Source organism: Rhizobium sp. T1470 (genome assembly GCF_042140505.1).
GTDB lineage: Bacteria > Pseudomonadota > Alphaproteobacteria > Rhizobiales > Rhizobiaceae > Rhizobium > Rhizobium favelukesii.
On the sequence record NZ_CP148092.1, the window covers coordinates 793349 to 810402 of the forward strand.

The 17054-nt window shown below is 58.0% G+C and carries 20 protein-coding genes and 2 pseudogenes; 20 read left to right on the plus strand and 2 right to left on the minus strand.

Features of this window, described 5'->3' with window-relative positions:
* The first annotated feature begins 84 nt into the window (after positions 1–84).
* Complete coding sequence (locus WGT02_RS24985; protein ID WP_024316349.1) at positions 85–705, plus strand: isoprenylcysteine carboxylmethyltransferase family protein; 621 nt, start codon at positions 85–87, stop codon at positions 703–705.
* 245 nt (positions 706–950) lie between these two features.
* Here WGT02_RS24985 and WGT02_RS24990 read toward each other — a convergent pair whose 3' ends face one another.
* On the minus strand, positions 951–1610 hold the full coding sequence (locus WGT02_RS24990) for a glutathione S-transferase family protein (RefSeq protein WP_208247235.1): 660 nt from the start codon (positions 1608–1610) through the stop codon (positions 951–953).
* Positions 1611–2833: 1223 nt separating this feature from the next.
* Between WGT02_RS24990 and WGT02_RS24995 the strand changes: the two genes are divergently transcribed.
* Both WGT02_RS24995 and WGT02_RS25000 read left to right on the plus strand, forming a co-directional pair.
* A complete protein-coding gene (locus tag WGT02_RS24995) occupies positions 2834–3505 on the plus strand; it encodes an alpha/beta hydrolase (protein ID WP_339151211.1) in 672 nt (223 codons plus the stop codon).
* Between the two features lie 218 nt (positions 3506–3723).
* On the plus strand, positions 3724–4383 hold the full coding sequence (locus WGT02_RS25000; protein WP_225040146.1) for an alpha/beta fold hydrolase: 660 nt from the start codon (positions 3724–3726) through the stop codon (positions 4381–4383).
* A gap of 354 nt (positions 4384–4737) precedes the next feature.
* Here the strand turns inward: WGT02_RS25000 and WGT02_RS25005 are convergent, their stop codons facing one another.
* A complete protein-coding gene (locus tag WGT02_RS25005; RefSeq protein WP_051166699.1) occupies positions 4738–5469 on the minus strand; it encodes a Crp/Fnr family transcriptional regulator in 732 nt (243 codons plus the stop codon).
* A gap of 178 nt (positions 5470–5647) precedes the next feature.
* Between WGT02_RS25005 and WGT02_RS25010 the strand changes: the two genes are divergently transcribed.
* The 17 genes and pseudogenes from WGT02_RS25010 to WGT02_RS25090 all read left to right on the plus strand — a co-directional run bounded on the left by WGT02_RS25010 (position 5648) and on the right by WGT02_RS25090 (position 16811).
* Positions 5648–5821, plus strand: a complete 174-nt coding sequence (locus tag WGT02_RS25010; RefSeq protein WP_208247238.1) for a hypothetical protein — start codon at positions 5648–5650, stop codon at positions 5819–5821.
* Between the two features lie 103 nt (positions 5822–5924).
* Positions 5925–6266, plus strand: coding sequence for a hypothetical protein (locus tag WGT02_RS25015; RefSeq protein WP_208247240.1), 342 nt, complete (start codon positions 5925–5927; stop codon positions 6264–6266).
* Positions 6267–6374: 108 nt separating this feature from the next.
* Positions 6375–7379 carry a murein L,D-transpeptidase family protein gene (locus WGT02_RS25020; protein ID WP_225040144.1) on the plus strand — a complete coding sequence of 335 codons (1005 nt, stop codon included), beginning with the start codon at positions 6375–6377 and terminating at the stop codon, positions 7377–7379.
* 62 nt (positions 7380–7441) lie between these two features.
* Positions 7442–7764, plus strand: a pseudogene (locus WGT02_RS25025) (hypothetical protein).
* A 213-nt stretch (positions 7765–7977) separates the two neighbouring features.
* The gene (locus tag WGT02_RS25030) at positions 7978–8703 is read left to right on the plus strand and encodes a universal stress protein (RefSeq protein WP_225040142.1); all 726 of its coding nucleotides are present in this window, start codon (positions 7978–7980) and stop codon (positions 8701–8703) included.
* 249 nt (positions 8704–8952) lie between these two features.
* A complete protein-coding gene (locus tag WGT02_RS25035; protein ID WP_225040140.1) occupies positions 8953–9642 on the plus strand; it encodes an MFS transporter in 690 nt (229 codons plus the stop codon).
* Positions 9609–10088 carry a hypothetical protein gene (locus tag WGT02_RS25040; RefSeq protein ID WP_225040138.1) on the plus strand — a complete coding sequence of 160 codons (480 nt, stop codon included), beginning with the start codon at positions 9609–9611 and terminating at the stop codon, positions 10086–10088. Before WGT02_RS25035 ends, WGT02_RS25040 begins: the two co-directional genes overlap by 34 nt.
* 12 nt (positions 10089–10100) lie before the next feature.
* The gene (locus WGT02_RS25045) at positions 10101–10442 is read left to right on the plus strand and encodes a DUF2147 domain-containing protein (RefSeq protein WP_024316342.1); all 342 of its coding nucleotides are present in this window, start codon (positions 10101–10103) and stop codon (positions 10440–10442) included.
* Positions 10443–10654: 212 nt separating this feature from the next.
* Positions 10655–10780, plus strand: a complete 126-nt coding sequence (locus tag WGT02_RS25050; protein WP_258579343.1) for a hypothetical protein — start codon at positions 10655–10657, stop codon at positions 10778–10780.
* A gap of 193 nt (positions 10781–10973) precedes the next feature.
* Positions 10974–12053, plus strand: coding sequence for a DNA topoisomerase IB (locus WGT02_RS25055; protein WP_208247246.1), 1080 nt, complete (start codon positions 10974–10976; stop codon positions 12051–12053).
* Entirely contained in the window at positions 12053–12661 is a 609-nt protein-coding gene (locus tag WGT02_RS25060) for a cysteine hydrolase family protein (protein ID WP_024316340.1), read from the plus strand. Before WGT02_RS25055 ends, WGT02_RS25060 begins: the two co-directional genes overlap by 1 nt.
* A 370-nt stretch (positions 12662–13031) precedes the next feature.
* Positions 13032–13988: an SDR family oxidoreductase gene (locus WGT02_RS25065; RefSeq protein ID WP_024316339.1), complete on the plus strand. Its 957-nt coding sequence runs from the start codon at positions 13032–13034 to the stop codon at positions 13986–13988.
* A gap of 234 nt (positions 13989–14222) precedes the next feature.
* Complete coding sequence (locus tag WGT02_RS25070; RefSeq protein WP_208247247.1) at positions 14223–14363, plus strand: hypothetical protein; 141 nt, start codon at positions 14223–14225, stop codon at positions 14361–14363.
* A gap of 476 nt (positions 14364–14839) precedes the next feature.
* The gene (locus WGT02_RS25075; protein WP_029710189.1) at positions 14840–15223 is read left to right on the plus strand and encodes a nuclear transport factor 2 family protein; all 384 of its coding nucleotides are present in this window, start codon (positions 14840–14842) and stop codon (positions 15221–15223) included.
* A 94-nt stretch (positions 15224–15317) separates the two neighbouring features.
* Complete coding sequence (locus WGT02_RS25080; protein ID WP_245272556.1) at positions 15318–15539, plus strand: hypothetical protein; 222 nt, start codon at positions 15318–15320, stop codon at positions 15537–15539.
* Positions 15491–16042: pseudogene (locus WGT02_RS25085) on the plus strand (zinc-binding dehydrogenase); the annotation flags it as partial. The gene WGT02_RS25080 and the pseudogene WGT02_RS25085, both read left to right, overlap by 49 nt.
* A 61-nt stretch (positions 16043–16103) precedes the next feature.
* The gene (locus WGT02_RS25090) at positions 16104–16811 is read left to right on the plus strand and encodes a YafY family protein (RefSeq protein ID WP_208247249.1); all 708 of its coding nucleotides are present in this window, start codon (positions 16104–16106) and stop codon (positions 16809–16811) included.
* Positions 16812–17054 lie beyond the last annotated feature (243 nt).

The window sequence follows — 17054 nt, forward strand, 5'->3', positions numbered from 1 at the left end:
CTTCAACGGCAAACGGCAAACGGCAAACGGCAAACGGCAAACGGCAAACGGCAACCTGGGACGTAAGGTAGAGGGGACGTTCTAATGGATGCGCCGAGTACAAAAAAACCATTCTCTCAGAAAAGACGCATCGGCGGGCTTTGGCTCACAGCGACGGCCTTTTTTGTACTCGTATCCCTTTCTCGTCCGCTTTATGCAGGAACAGCGTTGCATGAACTGTTTGAGAACATTGGCGTGGTTCTCGTCATCGCGGGTGTATTGGGCCGCCTGTGGTCAACCCTGTATATCGGCCATCGTAAGAACCGACACCTGATAACCACCGGTCCGTATTCGATAACCAGGAATCCGCTTTACGTGTCGTCAATGCTGGCGATCCTGGGCGTGGGATTGATGATCGGTTCCGCATTGATCACAGCCATTTTTGTGCCAATTTTCTTTTTATTGTTCGCATACACAGCGCGGCGCGAAAGCGAATATCTGAGCTCAAAATTCGGCTCTGCCTATGATGACTATGCAGCACGAACTCCATTCTTCGTGCCGAATCCGCTATTGATGAAGATCGACGCAGAAGTCACATTCCGCACTTCCGCTTTGTATACCGCGTTCCGTGACGCACTCTTCTTGGTAGCACTGATCCCGCTATGTGAGCTGCTGGAGTACCTGCACAACGAGAGATACCTCCGAGCGGTTTTCTATATTCCGTGAGGTACAGTCGCGATTTGGGTAGCAACGGACGGATCACGCGCCTCGAAGTCGGTCAGGTCATATCGGCTCATGTCCAGCCCGAATCAGAACTCGGCGCAATATGAATGCCGCCTGTCGGTAAACGATCCAATCGTCGCCGTTTTTATCTTGCCGACGTTGACGTCAAAAGCGGTCAAGCTGGAAGCGCCGAGCATTGGTCAAATGCCCGGCCACATGCTGACTTCAAACCTGCTATCGGCTCAGCTTTACGAGCCAATGCAGCTGGTTGATGCGGCGTTGATCGCAAATTGCGCGGCGAAAGCCCGGATATAAGCGGGCCGAGCTTCCCCCCGAGCGACATAGGCAGCCAAGTTTTGATATTCGTCCAAAATGCCTGACATTCTTAGTCGCAGCAGCACTGATACCATCAATAGATCGCCCGCGCTGAACGCATCATCGAGCCAGTCTGCGACGCCTAAGTGAGCCGAGAGTTTGTCCAGCCGAGCGCGAACACGGTCCTTTACCAATGGCAAGCGCTCCTTGCTCCAAGACCTGTCACCTTCGAATATCATTGCCGTCGTTAATTCGAGGACCGGCGGCTCGACGGTGTTAAGTGCGGCAAACATCCACGTGATCGCGCGCGCTCTGGCATCGCGATCCTTCGGCAGCAGGCCCGCGTGCTGCTCAGCAAGATGAAAGACGATCGAGCCGGTCTCGAACAGCGAGAGAGAACCTTCCTCATAGGTGGGGATCTGGCCGAAGGGATGGATGGCCAGATGGTCAGGCGCCTTCATCTCTGCGAAGGAAACAAGACGAACCTGATAAGGCTGCCCCACTTCTTCGAGCGCCCAGCGAACGCGCGTATCGCGCGCCAGTCCCTTGCCGCCATCGGGCGATCGCTCAAATGCTGTGATCGTGATTGTCATCGCATCCGTTTCCTTGCTTGGGCGATTTTCTTCGGCTGCCCGCTTCTTGATCAAAGGTCGTGATAGCACGGTGGCCAATTCCGCAAGGCCGTGCGTAGGGGCTGCCCTGTTTCATTGTCTGCTTTTGCGAGCTTGCGCCCTGAAAGTAGACCGAGGGCCTTCACAAGCGCCAGGTTGCCGAGCCGGAATCTTGTCCGTCCCATATGGCGGTCCTGCCGCTAATTGCCTAACCGCAACCAGAGCCGATTTCGTCTTGAGCTGCATTGTTCTAAGCTGTCGTCTGAACACTATCGTCAAGCCGGTGTACCATGGTCGGCCACCTAACAATTCAGGTATTGGGCGAACTCAACGTCAGGCAGAATGGACAGCTTCTGCCACTGCCGCAGTCGAAGAAGACGCGCGCTCTTCTTGGCTATTTGGCCGTCATCGGAAGACCCCAGCGTCGCGATCATCTTTGCAAGATGTTCTGGGAAATTCCAGACGACCCTCGGGCTTCATTAAGGTGGAGCCTCCACAAACTCAGGCCAATCGTGAATACCGTAGGTCATGAGTGTCTGCATGCGGACCACCATTCCGTTTTCCTCACGCCCCAGGCGGTTGATTTGGACTTCAGAGGCATGGCCTCCCTTCGACCCGCTGATCTCCACGTCTTGGATACGGAGGCATTGGAGTCGCTTGCGACGACATTTCGCGGTGAATTTCTCGAAGGCCTCTGCCTGCCGCACTGCCCAAGCTTTGAAGCGTGGCGGCTATATCACCGAGATATAGCGCTTCGGCTGCACATGGCAATTCTGCGCGCCCTCATCCGCCGCCTTCGAGACAGTCCCGAGCAAGTGCACGTTCATTGCCTGGTGCTCAACAGACTTACCGAAGAGATTGCCGACGTCGATGTGCCCGAGCAGTGGTCGGAGCCTTCAATCTCCGGGACCGAGCCGATCCCGTTTTCTGGCGCCGCTCCGAAGCAGTCACATCGGCTTTCCCGGCCAGGATCGGGTCTCGTCTCCCGGATTTTTGAATCGGAATTCCCAACGCCACCGTTGACGTCCAGCAAGAGATCGCAGGAAATTCGCTTCTGCAAGACCGCCGACCGGGTAACGATTGCTTACGCGGTGTGTGGACACGGATCACCGATCGTGCGAGCCGCACATTGGATGTCGCATCTCCAGTATGATTGGGAAAGTCCGGTGTGGAGGCATTGGATCGACGCCCTTTCGGAAAAAACGATGCTCATACGCTATGACGAACGTGGCACCGGTCTTTCGGACTGGGGTGCCGAGGATATCTCGTTTACGGCGATGATTGCAGACTTGGAGAGCGTCGTCGATGCGGCGGGACTCGACCGGTTCACACTTCTGGGTGTATCGCAAAGCTGCGCCGTCTCTGTTGCCTATGCCGTCCGACATCCTGAACGGGTCTCAGGGCTTATTCTTTACGGAGGATTTGTAAAAGGCTGGCGGAAGCGAAGCGACAGCCATGAGGTAGCCACCCATGAGGCAATGACCGCACTGATCCGGGAAGGATGGGGCCAGAACAATCCGGTTTTTCGGCATCTGTTCACAGCAATGTTCATTCCAGGGGCCGACCAGGTGCAGATGGATTGGTTTGACGAACTGCAGCGCATTTCGGTGTCGCCTGGCAACGCCGGTCGCCTGCACGACGCATTCGGGGAAATCGACGTTTCGGACGTCCTGTCGCAGGTGACGGTTCCGACACTGGTCTTGCACGCAAGAAAAGACGCTGCCGTTCCCTTTCAGTGCGGAAGGGAGTTTGCAACCGGCATCCATGGGGCTCGATTTGTCGATCTCGATAGCGCCAACCACGTTCTCCTTAGCAACGAACCCGCCTTTGACCAGTTTGTTCGTGAAGTAAGGCGGTTCGTCGCCGAAACAACGTAGCCGCAGGTTGTTGCGCCTCGACGTGCACCTGATTGCCTCCGAGCCGCTATCTCCTGAGCAAGATGTCCGCGCCTCTCGTTGAAGCGCTATCGCACCTCGGCTGCGGCGCTCTTTCAACGATTAGCCCCGCATTTTCAACGGTTCCTCCCACGCTCTTTCTCACGCGCGCGTAATAGCATGCTTCCTACTGTATTCGACGCTCACAGGGAGGCATGACGATGAAGGTTCACCACCATGTAACCGGCGGTGGAGGATTGCGACTGCACGTTCGCGAGTGGGGAAACGAAGATGCGCCGTCGATCTTCTTCATCCACGGGTGGTCGCAGAACCATCTGTGCTGGAAAAACCAGTATGAAAGCACGCTTGCGGACGATTTTCGCCTCGTAGCTCTGGACCTGCGCGGTCACGGCATGTCGGACGCCCCCCTTGAAGCGGAACATTATACTGAACCGCAGCTTTGGGCAGACGATATCGCCGCTGTCATAGATCAACTTGATCTCAGGAGTCCGGTCCTTGTGGGCTGGTCCTATGCCGGCTTCATCATCTGCGACTATCTCCGCGCCTATGGAATCGCTCATGTTGCGGCCATCAACTTCGTGGGCGGGGCGATCACGCTGAATAAGGCGGCGTTCGGCACCATGATCGGCTCGGGTTTCCTCGATCATGTCATTGGTGCCACGAGCGACGACTTGCCTAGCAACATCGAAGCAATCCGCAATTTCGTGCGCGGGTGCACATATTCGCAACTGCCTTCCGAGGTATTCGAGATGGCAATTTGCTGGAATATGGCCGTGCCAGCGAAGATCCGGGCTGCTCTGCTGGCCCGCGAGATCGATTCCGACGAGGTACTGACCACACTTGCAGTGCCGGTCCTATGACCCAGGGCCAAGAGGACACTGTAGTCCTGCCGGCGATGGGGCGGCGCCTTTTGGCATTATGTCCTGGCGCCACAGCATCGTGGTATTCCGCGACGGGCCACGCACCTTTTCTGGAAAACCCCATTAGGTTCAACAACGAGCTGTACCATTTTGCACGTGACGCCCATTCCGGTGTGGCCGCACCCGCAAGGGCATATTTCAGTCGACACGAGAAGTAGGCAGCGCTGTTCGGCAGCGAAATCGATTGTTGAAGGTCACCCTTGGGCCATGACACGACCCAAGGGTTAGTCTCAAATGCCACAAGCGAAGCCGGTGGCAGTCGCGGAATAGCGGGCTTCTTCAGCTTGCTTCCCTTTATGATAGGCCGTGCGAACTTACCTGGCCGCCAGCCTGCCTAGGATGCGCACTCGCGGCCTCGGCGCCGTCGTAGAATGCGCCCGCCGCCATCTCGAGTCCGCGCCGATCGCGAACTTCGATCTCCAACCGACGGGACCGGATTAGACCATCTCCTTCCAGCGCGTGAAGCGCCACGGTCACTCCAGGTCGCCGGCTGCCCAAGGCCTCCGCCAGAACCCGGTGGGAAATCCTAAAGACGTCGCCAACGCGGTCTTGGCACATCAGGATCCAGCGAGCCAGTCTCTGCTCGATGGAACCATGACCGTTGGCGACTGCAGTAGACGCAATCACGTCCTGCATCGTGGCAGCGATTGCAAGCAGGGATTTCTGAAGAGCCTGGCTGCTCTCGGCAAGCTCCCGGAACGGTTCCATTTCGATCTGGTGGCCGCTTCCCGGCGTCAGTGCGACGACGTCGAAACGCGGTCTTGTGTCCAGCACGACCGCGGCCGCGTCGAGCATGCCCTCCTTGCCGACGGCGCCGACCGCGAGGCTCTTGACGCCCGCGCGAGCAAAAAGAGCGAGAATGCCGTTGTCCGGTAGAAACACGACGTCGGTTGTTTGCCCTGCACGGAATATGACGTCCCCGTCACTCCACTTCCAAGAAATCAGGTTCGGAGAGAGCACGTTTAACTCGCGTTCCGGAAGAGAGCGCAGGACACGGTTTTGAAACCCATCATGCATCATTGACATCTCGAGTTCTCGCAAGAGCAGACAAAAGGTAACGCTTCTTTAACCGGAAGGTTTCGCGTCCCAGGAAACAGCCAACCGGTCCGGAGGTTCGTCCAATGCTAGGGGTTTTCGGGATGCGCTTCTTCTTTCGATATGGGAGCGCTGGAGGCGAGGTCATCGACGACCCCGAGGGACGCGGGTGGGCGTGGATGCAGCGACCCAGGAAGCGATCATCGACGGCAGACGCGTGATCGCCGCCGTGGCGCGGAAAGGGCGGGATATACTCCGGCACACCATGGCCATCCTCGATGACGCCGGCAATCTCGTGCGCGAAGTGCCATTTGCGAGCGTGCTGCGCGATCCGGACGGTTGAGGCTTGCCGCCATGGAAGGTCAAGAGAGCTTGAGATTGGAGACTAGGGCCTTCTCGTTGACCGGAAAGGCGAACGTCACCATTATGACGCCACTGAAGCAGGAATGCTCCTGCGCAAGAACGAGTCGATGCGCCTACTGATCAACCTCCTTGTCGCGACCATGATGCTGCTGGGTTCGCTTGCCGCACCCTGCATCGCCGCATCTGTCGATCGTGCCCACGCCGACCCGGTTGTCGTCAGTGTCACTTCGACCTCCGACGGACACCATCGCGGTGACGGCCGATCTGTTTCGGGATCGCACTGCCAGCAGGACGGCATCGTCGCAGAAGCTCCCGAAGTCCTTTATTCGCAGCCCGATGCCGTTGCGTTTCCCGGTATCGCTTCCGTTGCGTTTGCCGGCGCTCTCGAACCTGTCGAGCAGCGTCCCCCCATCGCTTCCGACTGATCCCGTTCGCTCGAATTTCAGACCAAAGGGAAGGGCATGATCTTGCGCGTGTCGATGTTTGCAAGCCGCGTCAGTGGCTTATCTTCGTTGTTGAATATTTTGAATCAAATGGGCCCAGGCCGGCGGCACCTTCGCGGGGTGGCGCTTGCCGCCGTCGCCGTGGTCCTGAGCGGCTGCGTACAGTCGCTCGACGGTCTCGGCGAGGCGTCGCACGACATACCGCCGAAGCTGCTGGCCAGCATTCGGGCCAAAGGCATGAAGCCGGAAAGTCCGGTTCTCGTCCGCATCTTCAAGATGGAAAGCGAATTGGAGGTCTGGAAGGTCAACGGCAGCGGCAAGTACGCTTTGCTCAAGGTCTATCCGATGTGTCGCTGGTCCGGCAAGCTCGGCCCCAAGACGAAGACCGGCGACCGACAGGCGCCCGAGGGATTCTACCGTGTCTCCATGGGAGGCCTCAATCCGAAATCGCAGTTCTATCTCTCCTTCAACCTCGGCTATCCGAACCGTCTGGAGGCCGCGCTTGGCTATTCCGGCGAGGCCCTGATGGTACATGGCGCCTGCTCGTCGTCAGGCTGCTTTGCGCTGACCGATCAGGGCGTCGGTGAGATCTACGCCGTGGTCGAGAAGGCCTTGAAAGGCGGACAGCAGGTGTTCCAGGTCCAGGTCTATCCGTTTCGCATGACGCCGCAGAACCTGGCGGCACATCGCGACGACCCGAATTTCGCCTTCTGGAAGACCCTCAAGCAAGGCTACGACATCTTCGAAGTTCGGCGACACGAGCCCAAGGTTGCCGCCTGTGGCAGGAAGTACGTCTTCGACGCAGAATTCAAGGACGGCGACGCTGGCGATCCGCTCGCAGCATGTCCGGAACGCATCGATCAATCCGACCCCGCAGTCGTCGCGAAGGCATCCGCCGACGATCGGAAATACCAGGAACTTGCCGCCAAAAGCTTCACGCCGCTCGCCTACCAGGATGGCGGCATGCATCCGAGCTTCCGTGCGCTTCTCAAGGAAAACGGCGACGTCAAGCTCGCGGAGAAGGTCTCCGTCATCAAGTATCCGATCAGTCGCCCGGTGGCGGCGCTGGCCGACCCGTTCGACGGAAGGCAGTGACGAATCCTGTCCGGATCGTGGACGCTGCCGCGTTCCACGACGCACATGAAAGCGAGGATGCCATGCAAATGACGCTTGTCGTGATCGTGACGGCGTTTGCCACTGCCGTCCACGCCCATAAAGCGCCGTCTGGCTTCACCTGCGAGCCGTTCTGTTGCAACGGAGACGGTGACAGCGGTGATTGCCAGCGGATTCGTCGAAGACCGTCCGCCCCCGCGAGGAAGTATACGAAGTGACGCTTCTGCCGGGCGACCATAAGCTGGCGACGCGCAGACACGTTTTCCAGATTCCAGCGGCACAGACCAGGGAGTCGCCGGACGGCGCCTATCACCCCTGTCTGTTTCCCAATGCCGTGTCTTTCGAGAAAGGGATCGCTACAACTTAATTCTTTGCAGTCGTCCGGAACCTGCAGCGTCAAGGGACATTAACTGCTCAAGGTGATGAGGTTCGCCTTTACTGCGATTCTGCTGGATGACTCCTACGACAGAGAAGCGAGCAGGTGAAACGCTCGGCCCTCCTGCGTCCGCGAATGGAGGAAGTTATGGCCTACAGAGATATCGTTGTCTATTTGGACGCGGGAGCAGATTCCTCGGCCCGTGTGCGCACCGCCATCAATATCGCCGCCAAGCACCAAGCCAGGCTGATCGGCGTCGACGTCAGCACGAAAGAAGCACTGAAGGGGGAGAGCCGCGATCAGGCGCTCGCGATTGAAGATGAATTCAAGGCCGCGGTTCAGAAGGCTGGCCTTGGCTTCCAATATCACGCGGCACGGCCGGAGGCTCATAGCGCAGAGCAGCTTTTTTCCCATTGCGCGGACCTTCTGGAAACGACACAGCCGCATCCGGACCACCGCCATCTGTCCAATTCAGCAATCCCCAAAGAAATTTTGATGACAGCCGGGGTTCCCATGTTGGTCCTTCCAACGGGCTGGACAGGAGAAGACGCCATCGGCGAGCAGGTGGTCATCGCCTGGAATTTCAGCCGCGAGTCAACCAGGGCCGTTCACGACGCAATGCCGATTCTCAAGGCCGCGCGCAAAGTCTTTCTGTTCGTGTTTGCGAGCAACTACAGCGACAAAAATGCTGACGTCCAGGAGATAAAGGGTCATCTCGAACAGCATGGAGTTGGGGTAGCCCTGGCAGGATGGCGGAACACGGGGGACAACGATTTCACCAGCGCGTTATTTGCCGGCCTCGACCGTGAGAACGCAGATCTTATCGTCTGCGGCGCCTATGGCCACTCGCCGCTTTTCGAAGATATGTTCGGCGGTGCGACGCGTGATCTGCTGAATAACATTTCAATGCCGGTCCTGATGTCGCACTAAATCGGCCGGACACTTGCTCGATGAGGCCTTCGAGCAAGTGTGACGCCGATACGCAGCACAGCCATCGATGCTAGTTCGTCGAGGATGGGATTCGGCAAAATGCCTGCATAGCACCACTATTTCAGGCAACTCGGAGTTGGCGGTCACGTTAAACGTGGAATGATGTTCAACTTGGCCAATCTTCTTCCGGTTAGAACTCGAAGGTCGCTTCGCTCTCTTGTTACGCGAAACTGTTGAGGTAGCGGCACCATGGCCAAACCAACCCTCGCTCTCTCCGACTCCCCCGCATTCAGGTTCGTGCTGATCATGGGCGCCGTCAATCTTTTCAGCGACACGACCTACGAGGGTGGGGCAAGCATCAACGGTACGTTCATGGGCACACTCGGTGCCAGCGCCGCCATCATCAGCATCGTCGCGGGCGTGGGGGAGTTCCTCGGTTACAGCCTGCGGTCCGTCGCGGGCTATGTTGCGGACAAGACCGGCAGGTATTGGCTTGTCACCTTCATCGGCTACGCCATCAACCTGCTCGCCGTCCCGGCAATGGCGCTGGCGGGAAACTGGCAGAGTGCGGCTGCACTTGTCATTGCTGAGCGCGTCGGACGGGCGACGCGAAAGCCGACAGTCGAAGCAACGCTTTCCTACACGACAGCCAAGCATGGCAAAGGATGGGTATACGGAGTGAACACGGCGCTCGATGAAATCGGCGCCACCATCGGCCCCCTCTCCATTGCGCTCGTGCTTTTCCTGAAGGGGAACTACCAGACCGCATATGCGCTGCTGGCGATTTCTGCTGTGATGGCGCTTGCCGCTCTGACCGTTGCGCGGGTGAGTTTCCCACTCCCGTCCCGTCTCGAGGAAGGCCAAACGGCGCCGACGACGGGGTTCACGTCGTCCTACTGCTCTACATGCTTGCCGGTTCCTTCTTCGCCGCCGGCTTGATGAGTTTTGAACTCATCTCATATCACCTGTCGAGCACTGGGATCGTCACGCAGCATTGGATCCCCGTGTTCCTCGCATTCTCAACAGTGTGTGGTGTGGTAACAAGCCTGATTGCCGGCAGGCTATACGGTCAGATCGGACTGCCCGTGGTCCTTGTCGCAGTGTTTCTCTCTTCTATGTTTGCACCCTTCGTCTTCCTGGGAAATTTTTTCGTGGCGCTTGGCGGCATGGTGCTGTGGGGAGTCGGGTATGCGACGCAGGATACGTTGCTTAAAGTACTCATTGCCAGTGTTCTGCCTGAAGGAAGACGCAACTTTGCATTCGGGCTTTTCTACATTGGATACGGTGTAGGATGGTTGGTTGGGTGTCGCCCTCGTTGTATTTGCCGCAGTTGTGCAGCTCGTGTCCCTGCCGGTCTTCGTAATGGCGCGACGATGGAGCCATAGTGGAGTTTCCACATGACGATCAGGTCTGTTTTTGCAACAGTCTTCATATCAATAGCCAGCGCCGCAAGTGGTGCCGATACAGTGGTGGGAACCTGGAAAACGGAAAACGGCGAGACGTCGGCGATTCACCATTGCGGACCGAATTATTGCATCGTGGCGAAGAGCGGGCGATATGCGGGACAGCAGATCGGTTTTTTCTCAGGTACGGGCGATACATATACCGGCCGGCTCACAGATCCGAGGACAAAGACAATCTATAGCGGCAGGCTCGTCTTGTCGGGAAATAGCCTCAAACTTCGGGGCTGCGCAACGAGAGTATTGTGCAAGACACAGACTTGGATCCGCCTGAACTGAGATGGCCAGGCGCGGCTGTCCCGCTCGTGACCCGCGCGAGATCCCGACGGCGGAGTCTGCGCCATCCCGTATCGGGTCATCCCACGCGGCTTGTACACCGGCGGCGTTCACGAACACTAGGCATTAGGTTGAGCAAAGCGACGCGAAAACCGATTCGGCGGAGCTTGGACTGTCGCACGAGAGTAGTATAGTCCATGAAAGGAGGACGCTTTATGAGGTTAGCTCTGATCGCTACATCAGTTGCGGTCATCCTGCTGGCCGTCGCTGCCGCCTACATTCTGCCGCGCGTCAAGGCCTCCGATGAGCCGCAACCCCATCCCTTCACTTTAGCAAAGTGAAGACTGCACTGTCGCCGGCGAGCGCCAGCGCCTACGGCTCGACCGCGCCGTTGTCCGAGATCCTCGCCGCACGGTGCGAAGTGATCGGAAGATATGAAGCTTGTGAAAACCGCTGAACTGGCTCGACCGGCGCACGGAGGGGCGAAGCACTTGTCGGCGTGGAACCTTAAAGCGTTTTCCGTGTTTTGCGCGCATGAACCAGGTCCTCGACAAACACCTCATCGACGCAGCGGGAGAGGAAGTGAAACTCTGCACCGGCTTGGTGTACATGCCGTCTCTGGAGCGCGGCATCACCCGCAAGCAGGGCAAGCGGGGCTTCCTCTACTACATGCCGGATGGACGTCGGATCACCGACAAGAACGAAGTCGCACGCCTAAACGCGCTTGCAATCCCGCCAGCCTATCGCGACGTGGTTATCTCTACCAATCCTCTGTCGCATCTGCAGGCGGTGGGTATCGATGCGCGTGATCGCAAACAATACCGCTATCATACCGACTGGCATGCCGAACGCGGACGCGCCAAGTTTGAGCGTCTCGCCGACTTCGGCTCGCGGCTACCCGATATTCGCGAGCGCGTCGATATCGATCTGCGAGCGCGGGGGCTGACAATGGACAAAGCGCTGGCCACCATCGTTTGGATGCTAGACAACTTGTACATCCGCATCGGCAACGCCAACTATGCGGATACCAACGGTTCCTACGGCCTGACGACGCTCCGCAATCGCCACGTCAAGATCGACGGCCCCAGCGTAAGGTTTCGGTTCAGGGGCAAATCCGGAAAAGAGTGGAATCTCGTGCATTCCGACCGTCGTATCGCCAACGTCGTGCGTAAGCTTCAGGAACTGCCAGGCCAGAAGCTCTTCAAATATATTTGCGACGACGGCGGTTGTCGGCAGATTTCCTCACAAGACGTGAACGCCTACATTCGCGACGTTGCAGGTGACGATTTCAGCTCATGCCAATTTCGGACATGGGGTGCCACCTGTATGGCAGCATCGGCGCTCGCTCTGCTCGACGTTGCAACGTCAGAACGTGCCATCGCGCGCCAGCTCAACGAAGTGATCGATACTGTCGCGGCCAAGCTTGTTAACACGAGATCCGTCTGCAGAACATCCTACATTCATCCGGCGGTTTTCGATGACTATCGGGCCGGTCGTCTCGGCGATATTCTCAAAATGAGGAAAACCACGAGCGAGCGTCTGTTGCGCTGGATGGACGACGAGGAGATCAGGACATTGCGCTGGCTCAAATCCCGTCCTGTCGGGGGCGCCTGATGCGCGTGGGAAATTGGATCCACCTCTGCGTCGACATGCAACGGATGTTCGCGGAGAACACCCCGTGGCATGTACCTTGGATGGCAGAAGTGTCACCTCAGATCATCGAGCTGTCATCTCGCTTTCCCGAACGGACGATCTTTACGAGGTTCATCCCGCCTGCGTCGGCAGATGCGATGCCGGGGATGTGGAAGACCTATTACGAGAAATGGAAGGTAATGACGAGCGAATATCTGCCCCCGGAACTCGTAGATATCGTGCCTTCTTTGCGAAAGCTGGTTCCACCCGCCCGTGTCTTCGACAAGCGCACGTATTCACCATGGATCGACGGGCGCCTTAAGGCGGCGCTTTCGGGCGACAACGTCGGTTCTGTTGTCATCTCCGGAGGAGAGACCGATGTTTGCGTTCTCGCCGCCGCGCTCGGAGCCGTCGATTTCGGCTATCGTGTCATCCTGCTGAAAGATGCCGTCTGCAGCAGTGCCGACCAGACGCATGACGCCTCCTTGGAACTGCTCGGAGATCGCTTTTCGGTGCAGGTCCAGATCATGGAAACGGAGAAGTGGCTGAGCGAAGCAGGTCAATCGGAATACCGTTCCCGGCGTCGTTGATGGTACGAGAAAAGCCCGCTTCGGCGGCGAGCATTTTGATTGCTGTTCGTTGGCTTTGCTGACCGGCCTTTTCGTGCTGCTCGTGAGAGCCGCCCCGGGTTCCTCACTGTTGGATGTCTCGTTATCGCTGGGCGACGCTTGACGCGTACCGGAATTTTTGTGGCTTACTTTCAGGCCCCGACACGCAGCGAAGGTCTTCTGCATTGCGACCCGCGACATCCAAACTCGAAATACAGGACCATCGGTGATCTATCCAAGCCGATTGGACGAGACCACATTTGATGCCCTGCCGTGCGCCTCGATAGGCGCAAACCACTGCAAACTTTTCGGGCCGATCAGAGTTCTACCTTCTCAAACCAAGGAGGATTACATGTCACCGAAACACACTGCCCAGAAACAGCGAGAGATCCAGAAGGAAGTTGAACAGGCCGACAAGAAGGGAAAATCAAAACCGTCCGGCGCCATGCAAGCCGGAGCCCGGCGCTATCCGGAGCCGCCATTTCCGAAGATCCATCAAGCCAAACCAGGCTCGGAAGCCGATCTTCCACTGGCTCCGATGTACGACGCGCCCTTCTATAAGGGATCGGAAAAGCTGAAGGACAAAGTCGCGCTGATCACCGGCGGCGATTCCGGCATCGGACGATCGGTGGCAGTTCTGTTCGCCCGCGAAGGCGCTGACATCGTCATCGTCCACCTCGAGGAAGCCAAAGATGCCGAAGAAACCAAAGCGGCGGTCGAGAAGGAAGGCCGGAAGTGCTTCGTCATTCGCGGTGACGTCAAGAATGCTAGCTTTTGCCGGACAGCCGTAGAGAAGACCGTCATGCAACTCGGACATCTCGATATCCTCGTCAACAACGCTGCCTTCCAGGTTCATACGCACAACATCGAAGACCTCAGCGATGAACATTTCGACGAAACCCTGAAGACGAACCTGTATGGCTATTTCTACATGGCGAAAGCGGCAATCCCGCATCTCAAGAACGGCTCAGCGATCATCAACACGGGATCGGTCACGGGTCTCGAGGGATCGAAGCAGCTGCTCGACTACTCAATGACAAAAGGTGGTATACACGCCTTTACGCGAGCGCTTGCCAGTCAGCTCGTGCCTAAGGGCATCCGCGTGAACGCCGTCGCACCAGGGCCTGTCTGGACGCCGCTCAACCCTTCGGACAAAGAAGCGGAAGATGTGGAAACGTTCGGATCTCAGACGCCGATGAAGCGAGCCGCACAGCCTGAGGAAATCGCCCCAGCATACGTTTTCCTCGCGTCGCCGCAAATGTCGAGCTACATCACCGGCGAAATCCTGCCAATCGTCGGCGGATATTGACGGCCATTCGAACGCGCCTGGAACTCTCCAGGCACGGTAGCGTTTGTGTCCCGCTCGCAGCCCCCTGCAGGATTTCGAGTTTTCCAACTTGGTTCGACGCCGAGCGGCGCATGCGGAACCGGGTCGTATTGTTCACAATCGTACAACGCGCGCCCGCCGTGAACCGTTTGAATCGCTGTGCGTTATTGATCGAAGAACTCGGACCGCTCTCGCGGAGATAGTGGAAACCGTCTTGTGAACGAGCGGTTGACCGTCATGTCGATCGATCTACTCGACGAAGACCGACCCCTGACCCGCAAATTCAGGCTGTTTCTCGATGAGATTGACAAGGCACAGCAACGTGAGGTCGGCAAAGTCGATGGGAAGGAAACATAGCAAGACAACCGGCGAGCAACGCCGGGCGGCTTTCGAGGAAACTGAGCGCGTCGCCAGGGAGGCGGTGGAAGAGGAGCGTCGAAAGCGACAGCAGAAGACTGAGCGCCTCCGCCAGGCTCGGTTGCAGGCAAAGGCGCCGGAGCGGCCAAATGTGGGGGATCAATTGAACCAACTCACCGGATCGCCTGCACTTGGCGATGGGAAGCCCAAATAGCGCGAAACGCATCGCACCGCGATCCATGCCGGAAGGACTTTCATGACTGTCGAATCTGTTGCGCCTCGTAGTCGAGGAGCGATATCGCTTGCTGGGCGACGCAATCAGCGACTACCGATCTACATGCTCGACCACTCGGGCCACTATTACATGTTTTGCTAGAGTGATATTTCGGCCGCTACCATGCAACGTTTAATGCTGACATGTGGTGTCACTAGTCCTTGGTAAGACTGTTCCAGCCAGACATCACCAACGAAAGGACATGACCATGGTTGAATACACCGGGCAGGCCACAGCAATCGCTTGCACCTATATCGAAGCGATCGCCAGCAGGGACCTTGAGACTATTCTCAAAGTGTCGGCCCAGGATGTCGTCTGCACGTCTCCAATGGGCAAACTGACCGGCGCGCAGGCGTTTCGCGGCTTCCACGAGGGCTTTGCGCGCATGATCAAAAGCGTGAACATTCTCGCGGTCTACGGTGATGATGATCAGGCCGTCATCATCTATGAGGCCGATACCCATCCGGTTCCGCGCGCGGTGACTGTCGAGCTCATCACGGTCAATGGCGGGAAGATCGCCTCCACCGACGTGATCTACGACTCCGCGCCCTTCGCGGAGTACATGGCGACGGTCAAGCCGCACTGACCGCAGCTGCCACGAGTTTCGTCAAATAATCACCATCACTGCAGCAACGGGCTGCCATGGGCGGCTCGTGGTTGAAGCACTGCCGCGTTGCGGCGTGGCGGCAGACGAGATCGTAGCAGCCGTGCGCGATCCGGACAAAGCGTCCGATATGGCCACCAAACGAGTGCAAGTCCGCGAGGCAGATTATGACCGACCTGAAACGCTCGCCCGTCCTTTTGCCGGAGCCGACAAGCTCCTGCTCATCCCGTCGGCCGCGATCGGCCGACAACGCCGGGCGTCACAGCTTGGAACGGCCTCATCGACAAGGCAAAGCTAAGGGCGGGCAAACATGTATGCATCAACGGCTGCGCTGGCGCTGTCGGTGAGGCGACTGTTCAACTCGCGCAGATGCTCGGGGCGACGGTTTCGGGAGCTGCAGCGCAGCTCTGTGCCAGGTGCCCGCGATCGCGGCGTCCATCCTCTTTTCGACTATCGGACGACCGATCTGTCGAAGATGGGCGATCGCGTCGATGTCGTCTACGACACGGCCGGCACGATGAAGGTTAAGACCGGCCTTGGCCTCCTGCGCGCGGGTGGCGTGTTCCTCGACATCAATCCGACGCCGGGCAAATTCGTTCGCGCAATCTTCAGCCGCAGACTCGAGCCCATCATCTGCACTCCGAGGGCCGACATCCTGGACGGGCTTGCTCGTGCTGCCGGCGAAGACAAGCTTCGGCTTCCGATCTCCGAGATCGTGCCGCTGAGCGACGCGATCCGGATGCTGACGATTCTGGACGTGGTCACAAGAGCAACGGGAAGGTTCTGGTCCGTATGAATTAAAGCCGGACACGCCCAAGCCCATCCACGGCAGATCGGGCAGAACCTGTGCTAGGATATGGCCATGCTGCAAAGCCAGAGATTGTTCGAAATTCTCCAGATTCTCCGCCGCCATCGGCAAGCGGTCTCTGGAAACCATCTCGCGCAGGAAACGGGCGTTTCCTTGCGGACGATCTACCGGGATATCTCGCTTCTACAGTCGATGGGCGCGGAGATCGAAGGCGAAACCGGCTTCGGCTACGTGTTGAAGCCGGGTTTCATGCTGCCACCGCTCATGTTCTCGGAAGCGGAGATCAAGGCGATCACGCTTGGGGTGCAATGGGTCACTCGCCACACGGATGCGGATCTAGGTTCGGCGGCACAGGACGCGCTTTCCAAGATCGAGGCAGTGCTCCCGTCGGAACTCCGCCATAGGCTGATCGATAACGATTTCCATATCGGTTTCCCTTCACTGCAGGCGCCGGCAATCGACCTCAAGGTCCTCCGTCAGGCAATGCAGCAGCAGATGAAGCTCCGGATCGTGTACAGAGACGCTAAAGACGCCGACAGTGATCGCATCATATGGCCGATTGCGGTCGCCTTCTTCGATTCCAGGCGGATCATCGCCGGATGGTGCGAATTGCGGCAGGATTTCCGGATGTTTCGCGCCGATCGTATCCTTGAAGCAGCACTCCTGGCCGATCGCTATCCCGGCAAGAGGCGGGAATTGGTCAAGCAATGGCGCGCGCAGGTGCAAGAGGCACGCGATGCGATGACACACAAAACTCTCTAATTTCTATGCGATGCTGATGCTTCGCAGTGCTTCTGTTTGTGCGCCGCCAGCGCTGGATAGCCGGTCTATTGGTGAATGCAATTACGGACCAAAGCCAGCGGTGGCATTGCGACCCGTTGCGCGATTTTGCGGTGTCAGTCCATGCTGAAACGCGGCGTGCGAGAGACCACAAACCGTCCGGCGTGCCCTGTGGGCCTTCGATAGCCGAGACGCTGTCTCGGTGCAGCGAAAGACAGCAGCAGG

Excerpts from the sequence above, each read along its gene's own strand:
- WGT02_RS24985 (WP_024316349.1), top strand. The coding sequence starts at position 85 with ATGGATGCGCCGAGTACAAAAAAACCATTCTCTCAGAAAAGACGCATC.
- WGT02_RS24990 (WP_208247235.1), bottom strand. The coding sequence starts at position 1,610 with ATGACAATCACGATCACAGCATTTGAGCGATCGCCCGATGGCGGCAAG.
- WGT02_RS24995 (WP_339151211.1), top strand. The coding sequence starts at position 2,834 with ATGCTCATACGCTATGACGAACGTGGCACCGGTCTTTCGGACTGGGGT.
- WGT02_RS25000 (WP_225040146.1), top strand. The coding sequence starts at position 3,724 with ATGAAGGTTCACCACCATGTAACCGGCGGTGGAGGATTGCGACTGCAC.
- WGT02_RS25005 (WP_051166699.1), bottom strand. The coding sequence starts at position 5,469 with ATGTCAATGATGCATGATGGGTTTCAAAACCGTGTCCTGCGCTCTCTT.
- WGT02_RS25015 (WP_208247240.1), top strand. The coding sequence starts at position 5,925 with ATGCTCCTGCGCAAGAACGAGTCGATGCGCCTACTGATCAACCTCCTT.
- WGT02_RS25020 (WP_225040144.1), top strand. The coding sequence starts at position 6,375 with ATGGGCCCAGGCCGGCGGCACCTTCGCGGGGTGGCGCTTGCCGCCGTC.
- WGT02_RS25035 (WP_225040140.1), top strand. The coding sequence starts at position 8,953 with ATGGCCAAACCAACCCTCGCTCTCTCCGACTCCCCCGCATTCAGGTTC.
- WGT02_RS25040 (WP_225040138.1), top strand. The coding sequence starts at position 9,609 with ATGCTTGCCGGTTCCTTCTTCGCCGCCGGCTTGATGAGTTTTGAACTC.
- WGT02_RS25045 (WP_024316342.1), top strand. The coding sequence starts at position 10,101 with ATGACGATCAGGTCTGTTTTTGCAACAGTCTTCATATCAATAGCCAGC.
- WGT02_RS25050 (WP_258579343.1), top strand. The coding sequence starts at position 10,655 with ATGAGGTTAGCTCTGATCGCTACATCAGTTGCGGTCATCCTGCTGGCC.
- WGT02_RS25055 (WP_208247246.1), top strand. The coding sequence starts at position 10,974 with ATGAACCAGGTCCTCGACAAACACCTCATCGACGCAGCGGGAGAGGAA.
- WGT02_RS25060 (WP_024316340.1), top strand. The coding sequence starts at position 12,053 with ATGCGCGTGGGAAATTGGATCCACCTCTGCGTCGACATGCAACGGATG.
- WGT02_RS25065 (WP_024316339.1), top strand. The coding sequence starts at position 13,032 with ATGTCACCGAAACACACTGCCCAGAAACAGCGAGAGATCCAGAAGGAA.
- WGT02_RS25075 (WP_029710189.1), top strand. The coding sequence starts at position 14,840 with ATGACCATGGTTGAATACACCGGGCAGGCCACAGCAATCGCTTGCACC.
- WGT02_RS25090 (WP_208247249.1), top strand. The coding sequence starts at position 16,104 with ATGCTGCAAAGCCAGAGATTGTTCGAAATTCTCCAGATTCTCCGCCGC.